The following is a 20450-nucleotide window of genomic DNA, read 5'->3' as shown; positions in this document are numbered from 1 at the left end:
ACTCTTCTCATCAGCGTAGAGTGGATGCATCATGACTGAGCCAAGCCATACCGGACCCGACCGGGCACTGAAAACCGGCGAGAAGATTCAGCTCACCGATCCCAAGGGCCGAATGCACACGATCGTGCTGGCTCCAGGGGAGCTGTTCCACACGCACAAGGGACTCATCGAACACGATGCCATCATCGGTCGCCCCGAGGGAATCATCGTGTCGAACACCGGGGGCATCGACTTCCAGGTCTTCCGTCCGCGCTATGAGGACTTCGTTCTGTCCATGCCCCGCGGGGCTGCGGTCGTCTATCCCAAGGACTCCGGACTCATCGTCACCCTCGGTGACATCTTCCCCGGTGCAACGGTCGTCGAAGCCGGCGTCGGCTCCGGGGCACTGTCCATGGCTCTGCTGCGGGCAGTCGGCCCCACCGGAACCCTGCACTCCTTCGAACTCCGCGAGGAGTTCGCCACCATCGCAGCCGGGAACATCGCCGACTTCTTCGATGGTCGGCCCGACAACTGGTCAATCACCGTGGGAGATCTCTCCGACGAACTGCCGCGCGCCTACGAGGCCGGCACTGTCGACCGCGTCGTCCTCGACATGCTCACACCGTGGAACACGCTGGAGGCAGTCAGCACAGCACTGGCGCCCGGAGGCGTCGTCATCGCCTACGTAGCCACCGTTCCGCAGCTCTCTCGCTTCGTCGAAGCACTGCGCGCCACGGAAAGCTTCAGTGAACCCCAGTCGATGGAGGCCATGGTCAGAGGCTGGCACGTCGAAGGACTCGCTGTTCGTCCCGACCACCGGATGATCGCCCACACCGGCTTCCTGGTCATCGCCCGACGCATGGCTCCCGGAGTGGCCCCGTTGGAGAAGAAGAAGCGCCCCCAGGGCTCTCCGGCATCGACCGAAGACGTGGATGCGTGGACGAAGCCGGAAGTCACCGACGAAGCCGTCGGGGCCAGAGTAGCTCAGGGAAAGAAACTGCGCCGCGTCATGCGCGAGGCAGGAAAACGCCTGGACCAAGAAGCGTCGACCTCGGAGTCGGACAAGGCGACCCCAGAGTCGAACACCCAAGCGTCGAACACCCCAGGGTCGAAGGAGGACCAATGACCGAAACCACGACCGAAGTCAAGCGACTGCGCGAGGACAGTGCGTCATTGCGCCAACAGCTCTTCAGCGCCGGAAAACGCAATGAGGCTCTGTCGAAGACCCTGCGCACGGCTCGCGACGAGCTGAACAGGATCAAGGAAGAGGCGCGTCGACTGACAGAGCCGCCCAACAACTGGGGCACGCTCGTGGCTCTCGGTGATTCCGGGCTGACCGCCGACGTCATCGTCGGCGGCCGCCGCATGCGCGTCGCCGTCGGCCCCGAGGTGGAGCCGGCGCAGCTGCGCGCCGGCACCGACGTGCTCCTCTCGGAAGGCCTCGTCATCATCGGGACCGGTTCCTTCGCCCCGGTCGGCTCTGTTGTCAATGTGCGCGAGTTCGTCGACGACACACGGATCCTCGTGGGCGCCCCCGGCGACGACGAGCAGGTCTTCATTCTCGGCGAGGAACTCGTCGATGCCGGCCTGCGCGTCGGTGATGCAGTCGTCGTCGATACCCGCACGCACTATGCTCTTCAAGTCGTTGAGAAGCCGGAGGTCTCTTCGCTGCTGCTCGAAGAGGTACCGGACATCACTTACTCCGACATCGGCGGGCTGGCCGATCAGATCGGCCAGATCAAGGACGCAGTGGAACTGCCCTTCGAACATCCGCAGCTCTACACCGAGCACGGGCTCAAACCACCGAAGGGCATCCTGCTCTACGGCCCTCCCGGTTGTGGCAAGACGCTGATCGCGAAGGCCGTGGCCAACTCCTTGGCCGACCGGACCGGTGCCGGTCAGTCCCGCAAAACCTACTTCCTCAACATCAAGGGACCCGAGCTGCTCGACAAGTACGTCGGCGAGACCGAGCGTCAGCTCCGACTCATCTTCGCCCGGGCCAGGGAGAAGGCTTCGGCCGGGTTCCCCGTTGTCGTCTTCTTCGACGAGATGGAGTCTCTGTTCCGCACTCGCGGTACGGGCAAGTCCTCGGATGTGGAGACGACCATCGTCCCGCAGCTGCTGACCGAGATCGACGGTGTCGAGCAGCTCGACAACGTGATCGTCATCGGCGCATCGAACCGCGAGGACCTCATCGACCCCGCAATCCTGCGCCCGGGTCGCCTCGATGTCAAGATCCGCATCGAACGTCCTGATGCTGATGCGGCTCGGGACATCTTCGAGAAGTACCTCACTGCCGAACTGCCGTTGCACCCGAGCGTGCTGACCGGTCATGAGACACCTGCTGAGGCGGTTGGCGCCTTGATCTCGTACTGTGTCGACCGTATGTATGCACTGTCACCGGAGAACGAATTCGTCGAGGTCACCTATGCCGATGGTGCGAAGGAAGTCCTCCACTTCGCGGACTTCGCCTCCGGAGCCATGATCCACAACATCGTGGACCGGGCCAAGAAGGGCGCGATCAAATCGCTGTTGGAAACCGGCGAACGCGGTCTGGCACCGAAGCACTTCGAAGAGGCCATCGCCGAGGAATTCAGCGAGCACGAGGATCTGCCCAATACGACGAACCCCGACGAGTGGGCGCGAATCTCCGGTCGCAAGGGAGAGCGGGTGACACATCTGCGGATGATGCACCTGGATACTACCCGAGGTGCTCCTGCGCTTCCGCTCGAGACGGATATCGCCGAGGTGTACCCGAACTCAGACCTGGTCTGAGTCGAATCAGCGGCGGCGCCGGCGAGGGCTGGTGCCGCCACCTGTCACGGCCGTGGCGATGATGCGCCAACCGACCAGAGTGATGAGGTTGAGGCTCGTGGCCACGATCATGAAGCTGACAGGCACCTGACCCGGATCGCCACCGGCCCCGGTCACGCCGCGGATGACGAGACCGATCAGGACGGTGATCGCCCACACCGATGTTCCCGTCGCCAACGGAGCGATCGGACGGTCCCAGACCGCCGAGAGCAGCCAGGCGATCCCGAGCCCGGCCAGGAATGGCCACGCTGTGGTCAGAAGCCCCTGGGGGTCGAAATTATGAGAATGTGTGTAATGACCGATGATGGTGAACAGGACAACCAGGACGAGGTCGACGATCAACGCGATCGGCAGATGAGATTTCTTTGCAGCCACGTCCCCGAGTCTAAACGTTAGAGGGAGTTCAGATGCTCAGTGTCCACCGTGTGATGGGATCCGAAACCGAGTTCGGACTGAGCCAGCCGGGCAATCCGGGCGCGAATCCGATGCGTGACTCGGCGCGTGTCGTCGACGCCTATGCGGGACCGCGCGGACTGAAGTCATCACAGAACTTCTGGGACTTCGCCACCGAATCGCCTCTCGCCGACGCACGCGGCTTCTTCATGAACGTCGCCGACGCAGACATCTCCCAGCTCACCCACATGCCCCAGGAGTCCGTCGAAGCACAGTACCTGGCCAATGTTGTGACAGAGAACGGTGCCCGCTACTACGTGGACCATGCCCACCCCGAATACTCGTCACCCGAGGTGCGGACTCCGCGTGATCTCGTCACCTACGATCGTGCGGGAGACCTGGTGGCGTTGGCCTCGGTGCGCAGCCTCGAAGCAACGGATGAACCTGTCAACCTCTACAAGAACAACTCCGATTCGAAGGGATCCTCTTACGGCACCCACGAGAACTACCTCGTCGACCGTGCAGTGGATTTCGACGCCCTCGTCGCCGGACTGATCCCATTCTTCGTCAGCAGGCAGATCCTCTGCGGATCCGGACGGGTGGGCATCGGACGCGAAGGTGAGACCGCGGGCTTCCAGATCTCCTCGCGTGCTGATTTCTTCGAAGCGGAGGTGGGTCTGGAGACCACCTTGCGCAGGCCGATCGTCAACACCCGTGACGAACCCCACGCCGATCCGGCCAAATATCGCCGGCTGCACGTGATCATCGGCGATGCCACGATGGCCGAACCTGCCACCCTGGTCAGATTCGGGTCGACTTCACTGGTGCTCGGTCTCATCGAGGCAGGACTCGTCCCCAAGCTTGAACTCGCCGACCCGATGCAGGCACTGTGGGACGTCAGCCACGATCTGAGCCTGAGCCAGAAGCTGCCCATGTCCGACGGCACCTCGATGACTGCTCTGGAGATCCAGAACACCTACTACTCAGCCTGCCTCGAACACGCCGGCGAAGACGCGGACACCACCGAGGTTCTCAGCGAATGGGACAGACTCCTCGACGGTCTGGCCACCGACCCCCGCAGCCTTTCCGACTCCATCGACTGGATCGCCAAATGGGTGCTGCTCGAAGGGTACCGGCAGAAGGAGAACCTTGCCTGGGACCACCCGAAGCTCGCGCTCATCGACGTCCAATATCACGACGTTCGACCGGAGAAGGGCCTGTTCTACAAACTTGAGAAGGCCGGACGTATCCGACGCCTGACGACCGACGGTGAGGTCGAGAAGGCCGTGGTCTCCGCGCCCGACGGGACCCGGGCCTATCTCAGATCCCTGGCCGTGACCCGGTTCTCGGACTCACTGGTCGCAGCAAGCTGGGACTCGCTCGTCCTCGACGCCGGGGAGTACGGAATCGTGCGCCTGCCGATGAGCGAACCGCTCAAGGGCAACCGCGAACTCCTCGAAGACAGACTGGCGCAAGTGCATGACACACAGGCACTGCTGCAGGCGCTGGGAGTGGATAGACTGAAAACGACGAACGATGAAAGAGGTGCGAAATGAGTTCGCAGGAACAGGTTCAGAAAGACCATGCGTCCGGCGGGGGAGAACCACCCGTCGAACCGCCGGAGGCCGTGCAGGGCCAGATCAACACCCAGAATGTGGATTCGATCCTCGATGAGATCGACGGGGTCCTCGAATCGAACGCAGAGGAATTCGTGCGCAACTTCGTCCAGAAGGGCGGCCAATGAGATGTCAGGATTCTCTCCTGCATTTCTGAGTTCGACGAGCAATTCGTTCGTCGAACTCGCCCGGGCTGTGGCACCAGAAGCGCTGCCCACCACAGCCGGGCATGACTTGGGGCACCAGGTCCCGGAGGGCACGACGATCATCTGCTTCCGCACCGCCGCGGGAATCCTCATGGCAGGAGACCGACGCGCGACGATCGGGAACATGATCGCCTCCCACTCCATGGAGAAGGTGCGACCAGCCGACGACTTCTCGGTCATCGGCATCGCCGGTACTGCAGGGCTGGCACTCGACCTCATCCGCCTGTACCAACTCGAACTCGAACACTACGAGAAGATCGAAGGCGCCCGGCTGTCCCTAGGCGGCAAGGCCAACCGTCTGGCATCGATGCTGCGCGGAAACCTGAGCCTGGCCATGCAGGGGCTATCTGTTGTTCCGCTCTTCGCCGGAGTCGACGAAGCGACTCCTGCCGGGCAGATCTTCAGCTTCGACGTCACCGGCGGCAAATACGAGGAGCATCGATTCCATTCGATCGGCTCCGGATCCGGCTTCGCCCGTGGGGCTCTGAAGAAGCTGTGGCAGCCCGGCCTCGACACCGATTCAGCGATCTCGGTGGCCGTTGAAGCCCTGTTCGATGCCTCCGATGATGATTCAGCCACCGGCGGCCCCGACTTCGTCAGGCAGATCGCCCCGACGATCTTCACCGTCGACCTGGACCACGGCGTCGTCGAGATCCCCTCGGCCGACGTGATGTCGGTTGCCACCGCGGTCGTTGACCGTCGGACCAGGAAGGCGCAGTCATGAATGAGGCAACCTCATGAGCCAGGTACCGTTCTACGTCTCACCCGAACAGCTGATGAAGGATCGCGCCGACTTCGCCCGTAAAGGCATTGCCCGGGGGCGGTCCGTCGTGGTTCTGCGCTACGACGAAGGCATCCTCCTCCTGGCGGAGAACCCTTCACCGACGTTGCACAAGATTGCTGAGATCTACGACCGCATCGGCTTTGCCGCCGTTGGCAAGTACAACGAATTCGAGACGATGCGCCAAGCCGGTGTGAGGTACGCGGACCTGCGCGGGTACTCCTACCATCGCAGTGATGTCACGGCGCGGGGTCTGACCAACGCGTACGCTCAGACGCTGGCCGGGGTCTTCACCACCGAGTCAAAGCCCTTCGAGGTCGAACTCGTCGTCGCTGAACTCGGACTCACCGCTGACACCGATCAGCTCTACCGGCTCAGCTACGACGGGTCAGTCATCGATGAGACCGAACACGTTGCGATTGGGGGACAGGCCGACGACATCACCGCAACGCTGAAGGGCCTGCACACCTCTGCGCTGCCCCTGCGAGAGGTCTTAGACCATGGTGTGCGTGCTCTTGCCACCGCAAGCTCCGGCACGCTGACGCCCCAGGACCTCGAAGCAGCTGTGCTCGACCGGAATGCGAGCGGTCACCGTACTTTCAAACGACTCAGCAACGCCATGATGGCGCAGCTGCGGGAGGACTGATGGCCAGAATCTACGGCCTCGAGACCGAATACGGCCTCGCCCATTCGGCAGGCGAAGGCGACCGACGTATCGGCCCGGAGGAGATCGCTCGCTATCTGTTCCGACCCATCGTCGAATGGGGACGCTCCTCCAACGTGTTCCTGCCCAACGGCTCCCGGCTCTACCTCGACGTCGGTTCCCACCCGGAATACGCCACCGCAGAATGCGATAACCTCAGCGATCTGCTCACACAGGATCGAGCGGGCGAGTCCCTGATGATCGATCTGCTGAATCGGGCACAGTCGAGCATCGAGGCCGATGGGCTCGGCGGTCGAATCCACATGGTCAAGAACAACACGGACGCGGCCGGGAACTCCTACGGCTCCCATGAGAACTTCCTCATCCGCCGCAATCTCGACTTCAACCGTCTGACCACAGTGCTGCTTCCCTTCCTCGTCTCCCGTCAGCTGCTGGTGGGTGCCGGCGCCATCATCCCCGCACAGTCCTCATTCCACCCCGACGTCGAGGCGAACCGGTCGGACATGATGTTCGGTCTCTCGGCTCGTTCGGATGTGATGTGGGAAGGATTGTCGTCGGCCACGACACGTTCACGCCCGATCATCAACGCTCGAGACGAACCGCACGCGGACGCAGAGAAGTACCGTCGTCTCCATGTCATCGTCGGCGATTCCTCGATGTCGACAGCCACCTCGGCGCTCAAGATCGGCTCGGCGGTGCTCATGCTCGACCTCATCGAACAGGGCGCACGGATCCCCGAACACGGTCTGCGCCACCCCGTGCGCGACATCCGTCTCGTCGCCAGAGACCTCACCGGTTCGGTGAAGCTCGAGCGCACGGACGGGACGACGATCACACCGCTGAACCTGCTCACGGACTACCGCGACCGTGCTCAAGTTCTCGTGAACAAGGGCGACCACAGCCTCGGCGACGATGGGATGGCCGAATATGTCATCGACCTGTGGACCCGAATGCTCGAAGCGATTGCAGCTCAAGACTTCTCCGCCGTCGACCGCGAGATCGACTGGGTGATGAAGAAGACGCTCATCGATCGGGCGATGGCCCGCGGCATCGACGCCGTCACGGATCCGCGGATCTCTCGCCTCGACATCGCCTATCACGACATCACGCCCGACACCGGGCTGTTTCCCAAGCTGGAACGGGCCGGGTTGGCGAAGAACCTGGTCTCTCCCGAAGCACGGGAAAAGGCGAAGGATGTGCCACCGGCGACCACTCGCGCAGCCATCCGCGGCGAATTCGTCCGTGCCGCTCATGCCGCGCGCCGCGACTACACCGTCGACTGGGTGCATCTGCGCCTCAACGACGAATCCGGCCGTGCCGTGGCGCTGAAGAACCCCTTCGAGCCCACACACCCACAGGCTGAAGCGCTCATCGCGGGCCTGTAAGATCTCAGTGATCTGGTCTTGAACGAAAGGAACCACGTGCGCACCAAAGTGCTCGCCGTCATCGCGGCCGCCACACTGCTGCTGTCCGCCTGCGGACAGGGCGAGGAGGCGGAAAACACGACAAGTGCCCCGCCATCCGTTTCGGCCGAGGACGCGAAGTCGACCAGTCTCGACGACATCACGGTCGAAGGCAAGATGGGCGAGAAGCCGAAGGTCAGCTTCGACGCGCCCCTGGTCGTGGACAAGACCGGAAAGTCCGTCATCAGCCAAGGCAAGGGCGATAAGGTCGCCGACGGTGAACAGGTCACCGCACAGATGACCCTGGTCTCAGGCACCACCGGCAAGCAGATCGAATCGAGCTACGATTCGAAGTCACCGGCCGGATTCCCGATGGACAAGAGCCAGATCTCGGAGGAGCTCTACAACGCGCTACTGGACACGAAGGTCGGATCGCGCGTGCTCATGTCGCTCAACGGCAGTGCGCAGCAGGGCCAGCCCGCACAGACTCTCGTCTACGTCATCGACATTGAGAAGACCACGAAGCCCCTGACCCGTGCCGAAGGCAAGAAGGTCGACCAGTCGAAGAACCCCGTGAAGGTGACGTTGGCCGACAACGGTGAGCCGTCGATTTCGAAGCCGAAGGGCAAGGCCCCGAAGGAACTCGAAACGTATACGACGATTGAGGGCGAGGGCCCGAAGGTCAAGGAAGGCCAGAGTGTGGCCGTGCATTACTCCGGTTGGCTCTGGGACGACAATTCGAAGTACTTCGACTCGAGCTGGCAGGATGGGCGCGGACCCTTCGCCGTCGATCCCGTCGGTCAGGCCCAGGTCATCGACGGATGGAACGAAGGCCTTGTCGGAGCGAAGGTCGGCAGCCAGATCGTCCTCGTGGTTCCCCCCGACAAGGGATACGGCGAACAGGGCAGAGACGGCATTCCTGCGAATTCCACTCTCGTGTTCGTCATCGACATTCTTTCGGCTGTCGGGTAGTCGTCTGAACCACAACGTATTTTAAGTCTCTTTGAAAGGACCAACCATGAGCAAGCAGAAACCAGTCGTCGACTTCCCCGGAACTGAAGCTCCGACCCAACTCGTCATCATCGATGACATCATCGGAGACGGCGCCGAGGCGGGCCCCGGCCATACCGTGAGTGTGAACTACGTGGGCATCGCCCATTCAACCGGTGAAGAGTTCGACGCCTCCTACAACCGCGGCACCCCGCTCGAATTCCGCCTCGGCTCCGGCATGGTCATCTCCGGCTGGGACCAGGGCATCCAGGGCATGAAGGTCGGCGGCAGGCGCACCCTGCAGATCCCACCGCACCTGGCCTACGGGGACCAGGGCGCCGGCGGCGTCATCCAGCCCGGCGAGTCCCTGATCTTCGTCTGCGATCTGGAGAACGTGCGCTGAGACGCCAGGAATGAAACGGTGCCGAGACTCAGAGCTCGGCAGCCAACCTGCCCGCCGCGGCTGCAGCAAGAAACGCTGCTGCATCGGCGGGCAGTTTTCGTCCCATCGTCGACAGGCCCACCGGCGAGGACTTGAGCCCTGCCCACAGACCTTCCACGCTGACAGTGACTTGATCATGCATGTGCAGCATCGGCAGCTGTGCGGCGACGACCTCGGACATGACGGCGGGGTCGATCTCCATCTCACGACGGTCCGCCTCGGCGAGGGTGGAGAAGTCCGGGACCGGAATCGTCATTCCGGGGCGGGCGACCTCGATCAGAGACGTCAGAGAATGGTGGGAGATGCCGAAATGCCTGCCGCGGGCATCGGCATTGGACATGCGCAGGACACCCACCGGGCTCCCACCCAGCAGAGCGGCCGCATTGAGATGCTCACCGGTGACGAGACCCGAAAATCCATACTTGGTTCCGGTCCCCAGATTTCCCGGACCCTGCGCGACGATGGCGATATCGGCACCGAGGACATGTTTGGCGGCGAGCAGGCCCGTGTGAATCGTCACAGCCTCAAGATCGGCGCCCCAGGATTGGCCGGTGCTGATGGTTCCGTGCAGCCACCCTGCGTCCTTCAGCCCGGCCGCAGCCTGGGAGAAGCTGGCTGGCAGTGCCGCACCGTCGCTGATGACATAGGCGATGCGAAGCTCGGGATCCACCGCACGGATGCCGGCGATGATGGCTGGCAGAGCCGAATGCAGATCTGCGGCGAGCACAGGCATCCCACTCAGGGATTCTTCCCTGGCGAGGGTCTCATGATGCTCCGATTCCTGATCGTCGACACCGAGGACCATCGTCTGCAGGGGGGAGTAACGGTCCTTGACCAAATGACCTGGGCCCTCGGGTGGATCGGCCGGCAGAGCATCGGGCAGTGCCACGATCAGACCGAAGCCACCTGTGCCCAGGCGTTTGGCCAGGGCCGAGACGTTGAGCAGGACACTATCCCCGACCTGCGGATGCCCGACGGCCTCTGTATAGGCGACCGCCTTGACGTGGGTGATCGTCGTGCCCGGCAGCACCTGGTCAATATCGGCCTCGACCTCTGTGTATCCTGGCCGGGTGGAGCGAATCGTGGTCACGGTTCCTCTGCGCCAATGAATCATGGTCCTAAGACTATCGCCCGCATTAGGTTACGGTGGAATTGTGAATACGCCCCGCCCCAGCAGACAGAGGCAGCAGACCGAACGTCTGATGAACCTGCTGATCGCTCTGAGAGCCGCCCGCGGATGGGTCTCGCGAAAGACTCTGATGAGCGCCATCGACGGATATGCGGGCCTCGACGACATCGCCTTCGACCGCAAGTTCTCCCGTGACAAGGAACTTCTGCGGCACATGGGAATCACGATCGCCACCCGGGCCGAACACGACGCGTACTCGGATACGGGGGAGACCGGGTATCGGATCTCTGCCGATGACTATGCCATGGACGACGTCGAGCTCACCCCCTCCGAGGCCGCCGCAGTGGCAGTGGCTGCGCAGTTCTGGTCTGACACCGAACTCGGCGAGTCCAGCTCCCAGGCGCTGACGAAGCTGCGTGCTCTGGGCATTGACCTCACCAAGGCAGGACCCGGGCACGTTGAGGCCAACCAGGGTCCCGCCGCACGGAAGTTGGGCAGTGCCAACTTCGCGACCGCCCTCCACCACATCAACGCCCGCGAGGCGATCAGCTTCAAATACCACAAGCCCGGCCAGAGCCCGCGCAGGGTCAAGCTCGAACCTTACGCACTGCTCAGCCGCGGCGACCGAGTCTACCTGCTGGGACATGACATCGACCGTGATGCCGAACGCACTTTCCGACTTTCCCGGGTCGAGGGCAAGCTGACGAAGCTCGGCGGACGGGACCCCGGAGACTATGATTTCCCCGCCGATTTCGCTCCGCATGTGGCTTTGAACTCGAGCACAGAGATGGCGGTCGTCGCCGAGGCGAAGCTTCGGATCCGTGCCCATCGGGCTGATCCGCTGCGCCGGCGGCAGATCCGCACCGAGGACGATGCCATCATCGTCGAGTACACGGATGCGGCCTCCCTGGCCGCAGAGATCGTGAGCTTCGGCAACGTTGTCGAAGTCCTCTCGCCATCGGAGCTGGTTCAGGCTGTCGAGGACCGACGCCAGACGGTCAGGGAGTCCCTCGAACGACTCGGAGGTCGCAATGTCCTCAGCGCGTGAACGACTCACCCGGCTGCTCAGCCTGGTTCCCTACCTCGACGCCCATCCGGGGGCAGATCTCGAGGAGACTGCGGCCTATTTCACCATCGACTCGGACACCCTCATCGATGACCTGCAGCTCCTCTTCGTGACCGGTCGACCCGGTCACATGCCCGATGACCTCATCGACGCCAGCTGGGAAGGTGGAAAGGTCTACATCTCCAATGCTGAGGAGGTCTCCGTCCCCGTGAGACTCAGCGCGGAGGAGGCCGGTGTTCTCGTCCTGGCCCTCGAACTCATCGACACCCTGCCAGGACTCGACACCGAGGCTGTGCGAACGGCGGCGCAGAAGCTGAGACTTGCCGCGGGAGAGAATCTCCGCACCCCGGTCGAGGTCAGCCCGATCCCCGCGAACGAGGAGCTCATGGCGTTCCTCAAGCACGCGATCGACTCGGAAGCCGCGGTCCAGATCGATTACTATGTCGGTTCCCGAGACGAACTGACACGCCGGATCATTGCTCCCAGCAAGCTGGTTCCCGGCGCGGACTGGTACCTGGATGCTTGGTGCTATGCCGCGCAGGCTCCACGCCGGTTCGCTCTGAGCAGCATTCGCTCCTGGACCCCGGCGGCACATCCGCCGCTGGCCGTGAGCAATACGCAGTCGAGTGCGCGAGAAGTCACCATGACGCTGTCGCCTGCCGGCGCATGGCTCGCGGATGAACTCGAGTTGAGGCAGCGTGAATACTTCGCCAATGGTGAACCAAGTGTTCGAATCAGATTCCTGGTGCACTCCGTGGACTGGTTGAGTAGATTCCTACTGTGTCATGCCGACGTCATCACTGATATCGACGACAGTGAAGCGGTGGAAGCCGCGCTGACGCGGCTGGACTGAGACCAGGCTTCGCGCTCCGGCTCTGCCGTGCGGCGAGGATGAAAGGCACAGCCACACAGCGTAGAATCTTTTCGAGCAGACAATAGTCAAGGAGTCCCCATGAAACCGAGTTTCGTGCAGATCGCGATCGTGATCCTCATCATCGTGATCATTTTCGGCGCACCCAAGCTGCCGGCGCTGGCCAGGAGCCTGGGTCAGTCAATGAAGATCTTCAAATCTGAGGTCAAGGATCTCCGTGATGACGATGAGCCCAAGAAGACCGAACCGGGTGAGTTGGGCCGCGAGACAGCCGAGAACGACACTTCGTCGACCGCCGAGGCTGCCCGAAAGCCTGAGCAGCCTGCGCAGGAAAAGCAGGATCCGCAGTCTCACGAGAAGTGAAAGAGCAGAACGACCGGCGATCGTCTTCGGCACGTAAGAAGAACCCCGAGCGGAAGATGCCCGTCGTCGGGCATCTCATCGAACTCCGAAACCGTTCCCTGGTCGCGGTGATCGCGATCGTCCTCGGTGCCGTCGCCGGCTGGTTCCTCTACGATCCTGTCCTCGACATCCTGCAGGAACCGATCCGCAGCATCCGGGCTTCGGGCGACCGAACGGCTGAGATCAACTTCGCCGGAGTCGCTTCACCGTTCGATCTGAAGATCAAACTGTCATTCTTCATCGGCATCTTCCTGTCCTGCCCGATCTGGCTCTATGAAGTCTGGGCATTCATCGTTCCGGGGCTGACGAAGAAGGAGAAGCTCTACTCGTTCGGTTTCCTCGGCGCAGCCATTCCGCTGTTCCTCGCGGGATCGACGATGGCCTTCTTCGCCCTTCCCAACGCTGTCAAGGCATTGACGTCATTCACCCCAGAAGGCGGCACGAACATCATCCCGGCACAGGACTATCTGAGCTTCGTGATGGTCATCATCGTTGTCTTCGGTCTGGCGTTCGTCCTTCCGGTGCTCATGGTCGGGCTCAACATGATGGGGATCCTCTCGGCCGTGAGGATCCAGAAATCTTGGCGGGTGATCGTGATGATCGTGTTCCTGTTCGCCGCTATTGCCACCCCCACTCCCGACGCGCTGTCTATGTTCTTCCTCGTGATTCCGATGATGACGCTGTTCTGTGCGGCGTGGGTGATCTGCGTGATCAGCGACCGGAGACGCAAGAAGCGACTCATCGCCCAGGGCCTGTGGGTCGACCCCGACGAACCGATTGACTGAGAGAAGCATGACTGAATCCATGAGCCCTATCGAACCCTCGGCAGACACCGAGGCACTGAGTCCCTCGGCGGCCTATGCCGACTATCGAGACAGGGCGGAGAAGGCACAGACTCCCTTGGGGCGGTTCGCCGCCAGGACCGGCTTCGAGCTCGACGACTTCCAACTCGAGGCCTGCACTCAGCTGCAGGAGGGCAAAGACGTCCTCGTCACGGCCCCCACCGGTGCCGGTAAGACTCTGATTGCGGAATTCGCTGTCGAGCTGGCCAGGGACGAAGGAAAACGGGTCTTCTACACCACGCCGATCAAGGCACTGAGCAACCAGAAGTTCAACGACCTCATGGATGTCCACGGTGTCGAAAACGTCGGTCTGCTCACTGGTGACACCTCGATCCGGCGCGATGCGCCGATCATCGTCATGACCACAGAAGTCCTGCGCAACATGCTGTACAACGATCTGTCGGGACTGGCCGACCTCGGGTTCGTCGTCCTCGACGAGGTTCACTACCTCGCTGATCGTTTCCGCGGTCCAGTGTGGGAAGAAGTCATCATCCACCTGCCGGACCGGGTGCAGATGGTGTCGCTGTCCGCGACCGTATCCAACGTCGAAGAGTTCGGCGCCTGGCTGCGTGAGGTGCGCGGACCCACAACCGTCGTGTCCACCTCTCATCGCCCCGTGCCGTTGGTCAACCATGTCCTCGTCGGCCATCGCATGTACGATCTGTTCACCCACCACGACTCCGACCGGATTGATCCTGCTCTCAACCATGCGACCCGGACCCATGGTGGGCCCCGCTCGAAGCGCGAACGAGCCACTCGTGCCCGATTCCGCAGGCCCAGCCGCACCCAGGTCGTGTCCTCTCTGGCCGAGACCGGGATGCTGCCGGCGATCATGTTCATCTTCTCCCGCAATGCCTGTGACGAGGCGGTGGAACAGTACCTCGCCTCTGGCTTCGACCTGAACTCCCGCGAAGAGAAAGTCATCGTCAATGCGGCACTCGAAAAGCTGCACGATGAGCTCGCCAGCGAGGATCTGGGCATTCTCGGATTCCACTCGTTCCGGGAAGGTCTCCTGCTTGGAGTCGCCGCCCACCACGCGGGGATGATCCCGCAGTTCAAACAGCTCGTCGAGGAGCTATTCTCTCAAGGCATCATCAAGGTCGTCTTCGCCACGGAGACCCTGGCGCTGGGCATCAACATGCCTGCACGCACGGTCGTCCTTGAAAAGCTCGTGAAGTTCAACGGTGAGGCTCACGTCTCGATCACGCCGGGGGAGTACACCCAGCTGACCGGACGCGCCGGGCGCCGTGGCATCGACCAGATCGGCCACGCCGTTGTCATCTGGCACCCCAGCTTCGAAGTCAACGAGATCGCAGGGCTCGCCTCCAACCGCTCCTACTCGCTCAACTCTGCGTTCGGACCCACCTACAATATGACGGCGAATCTGCTCTCGCGGATGAGCTCCGCGGAAGCTGCGAAGGTCCTTGAGACCTCGTTCGCACAGTTCCAGGCCGACAAGGCCGTCGTAGGACTGGCGAAGAAGGTGCGGAAGAACGAAGCGACGATCGGAGCCTACGAGAAGTCGATGCAGTGCGAACTCGGAGACTTCGCCGAGTATGCGCGTCTGCGACAGGCCATCAGTGATACCGAGAAGCAGGAGACTCGCACCAAGTCGAAGAACCGGCAACGTGAGATCCTTGAGTCGCTGAGTACGCTCAAGGTCGGCGATATCGTCACCCTGCCCGCGAAGCGAGTTGAGGGCACTGCTGTCATCATCGCGCCCATGAGCTCCCGCGACGGAAGTTCACGGCTGCCGACGGTGCTGACCGAGCAGGGCAAAGTCTGGCACCTGCGACCCCACGAGGTGACCGAACCGCTGGCAGCACAGGGCCGGGTCCGTGTGCCGAAGAAGTTCAACCACAGGCAGGCGGGGGATCGCCGGCAGCTGCTGGGTATCCTCAACGATGCCAAATACGAGGGCAAGGTCGATTCCCAGGCACAGTGGGAATCCTCATCCGGTGCCTCTGGCGTCAGCTCGAGCGTGGCGGAGATGACTGAGCAGCTGCGAGCCCATCCCTGCCACGAGTGCCCGGACCGTGAGATGCACGCCAGGTGGGCCAACCGAGCGGCCAAGCTGGTCAAGGAGAACGATTCGCTCATCGCCCGGATTGAGGGCCGAACGACGTCGATCGCGCTGGTCTTCGAACGCGTTCAAGACGTGCTGCGCACCCTTGGTTTCGATCCCGAGCGCTCCGATATGCTGCGACGGATCTACGGGGAGCGTGATCTGCTCGTGGCGCTGACCATCCGCGGGGGCCTGTGGGACAATCTCGTCGAACCCGAACTCGCGGCATTCGCCTCATGCTTCGTCTTCCAGTCCCGGCGCGGTGACACCCTCCATCCGGAACGCGCCCCGAGCCGCGATCTCAAGGTCAACGGTGATGAGGCAGTGACGATCTGGCGCAAGCTGTTCCAACTTGAGGAGCAGCACGCCCTGTCGACGACGCAGGAACCCGACCGGGGACTGTTCAAACCGATGTACCGCTGGACCGAAGGCAAGAACCTCGCCGACTCTCTGCGCGGCACAGATATCGCTGCCGGGGACTTCGTGCGTTGGGCCAAGCAGAGCCTTGACCTGCTCGGTCAGGTCGCCGAGGTGGCCGAACCGGACACTGCAGTGCGCATCCGTCGCACAATCGAAGCGATCCGCCGCGGAGTCGTCGCCGACTCCTGACCGCCAGGTTCCCGACCTCAACGGTGGGGCATGAACCTCAGCGATGGGCCCGCCTTCCCAGATGGAGGCGGACCCAGATGCGTCTCAGCGCTTGACCTTCTTGACGATGTTCTCGATGTCGGAGCCGAACGCGCTCTCCGTGGTCAGGTAGGTCCACGTTGACGACGGTCGTTTGAGCCCGTGCGATTCCAGGTCGATTCCGGTATCCGTGAACTCTGCCTCTTCGACCGTCGACGCCGAATCCTCGATGACGTCGGACCAGAACGAGGAGAAGATGCGGATCGACTCCGTGTTGAATGCCTCATGCGGTTTTTCACGTGCGAAGGTGCGCAGATGGATGCCCTCACGCAGATCGTTGAGGAAAGCGAGGTGGTCGACCCAACGTGCGTCGAGATGGAACAGCATCACTTCGCGCAGCGTCGCGTCGACGAGCTCCTGCGAATGCTCGTCCGCCAGATCCTTCGCCACATCGCCGAGGCGCTCCTTGAGTTCGTTGATGGCCTCATCATCGTCACACAGCTCCCGGCGTCGGGTGAGGACGAGGTCGCGCTGCTTGGCCATGAGCTCGTTGAACTTCCAGGTGTCGCGGTGCAGTGCCGTGTTCTGACCTTCAGCAACGCGCTGAGCGTGCTCGACGAGACCCAGCGCCCGCTTTGACTCGATCCAGCCGGTCTCGTCTCCCTCGGAGACGAACCGTTGGATCTCGGGCACACGTGTCAACAGCTCATCTTCGAGGCTGGTGAAGAACACTGACGTTCCCGGATCACCCTGGCGTCCGGCACGGCCACGCAACTGGTCATCAAGACGCGAGGACAGGTAGCGCCCGGCGCCGATGACCAGCAGGCCTCCGGCATCGGCGACGCTGTCATCGGCCAGGCGGATATCTGTACCGCGCCCGGCCATCTGGGTCGACACTGTGACAGCTCCAGGGGCGCCGGCAGCCGCGATGACATCAGCTTCGAGCGAATCGTCCTTGGCATTGAGAACCGTCACGTCGATGCCGCGTTCGATCAGTCGTGCCGCCAGCGATTCACTTTCAGCCACTGACGAAGTGCCGATGAGCACGGGACGATCCTTGGCATGGTTCTCGGCGACCTCGTCGACGATCGCGCGTTCCTTCGACTCCTGATACGTGTAGAGCCGGTCGGGTTCGTCGTTGCGGATGACAGGCAAATGCGTGTCGACAGGGACGATCTCAAGGTTGTAGAACTCGCGCAGGTCATCTCCGACCGCCAGCGCGGTTCCCGTCATTCCGCAGACGGTCTCGTAGCCGTGGATGAGCTCTTCGACGGTCATCTGGTCGAGGATCTCGCCGCTTTCAGTGGTTCCCACGCCCTCTTTGGCCTCAACTGCTGCCTGCAGTCCGTCAGGCCAGCGCTGCAGTTCGGCCACGCGCCCACGTGAGGCTGAGATGAGTTTGACCCGGCCGTCGACGACAAGATAATCGACATCACGTTTGACCAAGGACCTCGCATACAGGGCCAGGTTGACGGCGGCGAGATTGGACGCGTCTTCTCCGAAGAGCTCGACTTCGAGTTCGGCTTCGACGCGGTTGATGCCTCCGTCGGTGAGGGAGACGGCTTGGTGATCCGGACTGATTTCGTAATCGACGTCGGGGTGCAGCGTCTCGACGAGTGCCGCGATCTGAGCGTTGGCGTCTTCGACGCTGGCCGATCCGGCGAGGACGAGCGGGACACGTGCCTCGTCGATGAGCACCGAGTCGGCTTCGTCGACGATGACGACGTCACGACCTGGGACGCGAATCTGGTCGTCGTCGGTGACGAAACGGTCGCGCAGTACGTCGAAGCCGACCTCGGTCACGGAAGCGTAGAGAACCTCAGCACCATAGGCTTCGCGCCGCTCGGCCTCACTCTGAGTGCCGGAGATCGACGCTGACGTCACACCAAGGAGCTCGAAGAGAGGCTTCATCCAGGTGCGGTCGCGGACAGCGAGGTAGTCGTTGACGCTGACTACGTGGACTCGGCGACCCTGCAGAGCGTATCCGGCGGCGGCGAGAGCACCGACGAGGGTCTTCCCCTCACCGGTGGCCATCTGCACGATATTCGCCTGCAACAGTCCGACGAGGCCCTTGATCTGCGTATCATAGGCGCGCTCGTCGAGTGATCGCTCGGCTGCCTCGCGGGCCAGTGCACAGTAGCGAACGAGATTCTCCTGCACAGGGCCGGAGGTGAAGATGTCGGCTGCGGCCTCTGTCAGCCCTTTATCATCCAGCTCCGCGTACTCACGACTCGCGGCCGTCATATCGTCGGCGGCCCTGTCGAACCATCCCGTGGCTTTGTCGGCCTGTGCACCGGGTCGGTTGAGCAGTCGTGAAAAGAATCCCATTATCGTCCTTCGTCGAGTGATGGTCGCAGTTGATTCTATCGTTCAGGCCATGGGCCAGGAGCCATCGACGACGGCTTCGGCGTTGCCCTTTCTGCGCAACCAAGACTGCAGGTCAGCGGCCTGGGCACGTTTCCATTCGCCTTGGGCAGACATGATTTCGGCCCGAGTGAGATTCGCAATTTCTTCCGAGCTCTCGGCTAACGCTCGGGAAATGTCCAGGGCGGCAAGAGCATCCGCGGCGGCATCATGGGCGTCGAGCAGGGTGACCTTCCACCGTTTGGCTGTCTCGGTCAGGGTCCTCTTGCCCCGTCGGAACTGCTCGACTCGCTTGTCCAGGACAAAGGTATCGACGATCGTCGGCAGCAGCGCTGGGAGGTCGATGTGGGGCTGATGGCGTGTGACTTCGGCCGCCAAGACGCTGAGGTCGTAGACGATATTGTGGCCAACGACGACGGCGCCTTCCGATGTGAGATCGGCCAGGACCGTACAGAGCTCGACCACCACGTCTGCCACTGGGTCACCGTTGGCTTGGGCGAATTCGGTGGAGATTCCGTGAACGGCCCGGGCTGGTTCGGGTATGTCGACCCCGGGATCGGCCAGCCAGGTGCGTGAGCTCTCGGCGGACTCGACGAATGCTGCGGTCACGATCCTGGCAGTCGATGGGTCGACACCGGTCGTCTCGAGATCGAAACCGACCAGCCTCGACTGTGACCACAGTTCAGCAGAGGCTTGGCCCGGAATCGGCGCGGCTGGAGATTGCGCAGCAGACACCCGGGCATCAGGAGCAGCTGCGCTTGCGCCGGTGGGCATCACGGAGGGTTGTGGCGGTGTATTGGCACCGGAGTCTCTGTCGGCACTGCCGAGAGCAGAGATGAGGTTGTCGACCGAGCGGCGGATGTTCTGGCCATGGGCTGCCGCCTCCACCGCAGTGCGATCGATCTCACGTGGCACGGAGTCGAGGTCGAGTCCATGAGCCACATCGGTCAGGCACCGCATGACCTCGATGGTCTTGTGGAGCGTCTCCTCTTCTTCGATCAGGGTGGCCGATCGTTTGGGGCTGAGACCCCCGGTCTTCACACCGGCCTTCGCGGCCTTGAAGATCGATTCGAGGGAACCGAAGTTCGACAGCAGTGTCGCCGCGGTCTTCTCTCCGATCCCCGGTGCTCCTGGCAGTCCGTCCGAGGGGTCGCCGCGCATGGCGGCGAGCTCACGGTACCGGGTTCCATCGGGCACGCCATAGGCCTCGAGCAGATCGGTTTGGGTGATGGCCTCCCATTCTCCACCCTTGCGCGGTCGAAGCACACTGACATCTGTGGCGTTATCGATGAGTGCAAGCAGGTCACGGTCGGGGGAGACGATGACCACAGGGGTGCGTGATTGGGCGGCCATGGTCGCGATCACATCGTCGGCCTCGGTGCCGTCCACCTCGGCGATGGGGATTCCTGCGGCACGAAGGACGCGGGTCATGATCGGCAGCTGCACAGCCAGTTCGGGAGGGATCTCAGTGCCTGCCTCCGCGTCTTTGACCCGAGCGGCCTTGTATTCGGGCATGATCGCTGTGCGGAAGGCCGGTCGCCAATCGGCGTCCAAGGTCGCCACGACTCGCGGGGAGTCGAAGCGGCGGATCATCTGCGCAATCGCATCGAGGACGCCGCGCACGGCGTTGACCGGCTGGCCTTCGTCGTTGACGATCGAATCGGGGACCGAATAGAAGGCACGGTAGTAAAGGGAGGGCGTGTCGATCAGAACCAAGGGCTTCACACTCGATGACGATACCCGACACCGCTGACTCGAGTGCAAAGACGTGGACTCAGAGGTGTAGCCTGTCGGCT

The 20450-nt window shown here is 62.5% G+C and carries 18 protein-coding genes; 14 read left to right on the top strand and 4 right to left on the bottom strand.

Annotation, left to right across the window (positions count from 1 at the left end; all coding sequences use genetic code 11):
- The first annotated feature begins 31 nt into the window (after nt 1-31).
- Entirely contained in the window at nt 32-1105 is a 1074-nt protein-coding gene (locus AAFP32_RS08400) for a tRNA (adenine-N1)-methyltransferase (protein WP_350271413.1), read from the top strand.
- Nucleotides 1102-2754, top strand: a complete 1653-nt coding sequence (gene arc / locus AAFP32_RS08395) for a proteasome ATPase (RefSeq protein WP_350271412.1) — start codon at nt 1102-1104, stop codon at nt 2752-2754. The genes AAFP32_RS08400 and arc overlap by 4 nt, the downstream gene beginning before the upstream one ends.
- A gap of 6 nt (nt 2755-2760) precedes the next feature.
- On the opposite strand, the gene AAFP32_RS08390 is transcribed toward arc, so the two are convergent.
- Nucleotides 2761-3168 carry a DUF3054 domain-containing protein gene (locus tag AAFP32_RS08390; RefSeq protein ID WP_101618668.1) on the bottom strand — a complete coding sequence of 136 codons (408 nt, stop codon included), beginning with the start codon at nt 3166-3168 and terminating at the stop codon, nt 2761-2763.
- Between the two features lie 32 nt (nt 3169-3200).
- Between AAFP32_RS08390 and dop the strand changes: the two genes are divergently transcribed.
- The 7 genes from dop to AAFP32_RS08355 are packed head-to-tail and all read left to right on the top strand — an operon-like array spanning nt 3201 to nt 9249.
- On the top strand, nt 3201-4742 hold the full coding sequence (gene dop / locus AAFP32_RS08385) for a depupylase/deamidase Dop (RefSeq protein WP_350271411.1): 1542 nt from the start codon (nt 3201-3203) through the stop codon (nt 4740-4742).
- Nucleotides 4739-4930, top strand: a complete 192-nt coding sequence (locus tag AAFP32_RS08380; protein ID WP_101618670.1) for a ubiquitin-like protein Pup — start codon at nt 4739-4741, stop codon at nt 4928-4930. The genes dop and AAFP32_RS08380 overlap by 4 nt, the downstream gene beginning before the upstream one ends.
- A 1-nt stretch (nt 4931) precedes the next feature.
- Nucleotides 4932-5732 carry a proteasome subunit beta gene (gene prcB / locus AAFP32_RS08375; RefSeq protein WP_350271410.1) on the top strand — a complete coding sequence of 267 codons (801 nt, stop codon included), beginning with the start codon at nt 4932-4934 and terminating at the stop codon, nt 5730-5732.
- A gap of 13 nt (nt 5733-5745) precedes the next feature.
- Nucleotides 5746-6435, top strand: a complete 690-nt coding sequence (gene prcA / locus AAFP32_RS08370; RefSeq protein ID WP_350271409.1) for a proteasome subunit alpha — start codon at nt 5746-5748, stop codon at nt 6433-6435.
- Nucleotides 6435-7838, top strand: coding sequence for a Pup--protein ligase (gene pafA, locus AAFP32_RS08365; RefSeq protein ID WP_350271408.1), 1404 nt, complete (start codon nt 6435-6437; stop codon nt 7836-7838). The genes prcA and pafA overlap by 1 nt, the downstream gene beginning before the upstream one ends.
- A gap of 36 nt (nt 7839-7874) precedes the next feature.
- Complete coding sequence (locus AAFP32_RS08360; protein ID WP_350271407.1) at nt 7875-8828, top strand: FKBP-type peptidyl-prolyl cis-trans isomerase; 954 nt, start codon at nt 7875-7877, stop codon at nt 8826-8828.
- 46 nt (nt 8829-8874) lie between these two features.
- The gene (locus AAFP32_RS08355) at nt 8875-9249 is read left to right on the top strand and encodes an FKBP-type peptidyl-prolyl cis-trans isomerase (protein WP_350271406.1); all 375 of its coding nucleotides are present in this window, start codon (nt 8875-8877) and stop codon (nt 9247-9249) included.
- A gap of 28 nt (nt 9250-9277) precedes the next feature.
- Here AAFP32_RS08355 and AAFP32_RS08350 read toward each other — a convergent pair whose 3' ends face one another.
- Nucleotides 9278-10402, bottom strand: a complete 1125-nt coding sequence (locus tag AAFP32_RS08350) for a DUF3866 family protein (protein ID WP_350271405.1) — start codon at nt 10400-10402, stop codon at nt 9278-9280.
- Between the two features lie 40 nt (nt 10403-10442).
- On the opposite strand from AAFP32_RS08350, the gene AAFP32_RS08345 reads away from it, so the two are divergent.
- The 5 genes from AAFP32_RS08345 to AAFP32_RS08325 all read left to right on the top strand — a co-directional run bounded on the left by AAFP32_RS08345 (nt 10443) and on the right by AAFP32_RS08325 (nt 16272).
- Nucleotides 10443-11465 (top strand): helix-turn-helix transcriptional regulator, encoded by a 1023-nt coding sequence (locus AAFP32_RS08345; protein ID WP_350271404.1) that lies wholly within the window; start codon nt 10443-10445, stop codon nt 11463-11465.
- Nucleotides 11449-12336, top strand: coding sequence for a WYL domain-containing protein (locus tag AAFP32_RS08340; RefSeq protein ID WP_350271403.1), 888 nt, complete (start codon nt 11449-11451; stop codon nt 12334-12336). Before AAFP32_RS08345 ends, AAFP32_RS08340 begins: the two co-directional genes overlap by 17 nt.
- Nucleotides 12337-12435: 99 nt before the next feature.
- A complete protein-coding gene (gene tatA / locus AAFP32_RS08335; protein WP_101618678.1) occupies nt 12436-12717 on the top strand; it encodes a Sec-independent protein translocase subunit TatA in 282 nt (93 codons plus the stop codon).
- Nucleotides 12718-12773: 56 nt separating this feature from the next.
- Complete coding sequence (tatC, locus tag AAFP32_RS08330; RefSeq protein WP_350271476.1) at nt 12774-13541, top strand: twin-arginine translocase subunit TatC; 768 nt, start codon at nt 12774-12776, stop codon at nt 13539-13541.
- 7 nt (nt 13542-13548) lie between these two features.
- Nucleotides 13549-16272, top strand: a complete 2724-nt coding sequence (locus tag AAFP32_RS08325; RefSeq protein ID WP_350271402.1) for a DEAD/DEAH box helicase — start codon at nt 13549-13551, stop codon at nt 16270-16272.
- Nucleotides 16273-16356: 84 nt separating this feature from the next.
- On the opposite strand, the gene secA2 is transcribed toward AAFP32_RS08325, so the two are convergent.
- Nucleotides 16357-18618: an accessory Sec system translocase SecA2 gene (gene secA2, locus AAFP32_RS08320; RefSeq protein WP_350271401.1), complete on the bottom strand. Its 2262-nt coding sequence runs from the start codon at nt 18616-18618 to the stop codon at nt 16357-16359.
- 42 nt (nt 18619-18660) lie between these two features.
- The gene (locus AAFP32_RS08315; RefSeq protein WP_350271400.1) at nt 18661-20379 is read right to left on the bottom strand and encodes a 5'-3' exonuclease H3TH domain-containing protein; all 1719 of its coding nucleotides are present in this window, start codon (nt 20377-20379) and stop codon (nt 18661-18663) included.
- Between the last annotated feature and the right edge of the window lie 71 nt (nt 20380-20450).

It is taken from the genome of Brevibacterium sp. CBA3109 (assembly GCF_040256645.1).
GTDB lineage: Bacteria > Actinomycetota > Actinomycetes > Actinomycetales > Brevibacteriaceae > Brevibacterium > Brevibacterium koreense.
The sequence above is the reverse complement of the archived record's forward strand: the minus strand, read 5'-3'. Positions and strand labels throughout refer to the sequence as shown.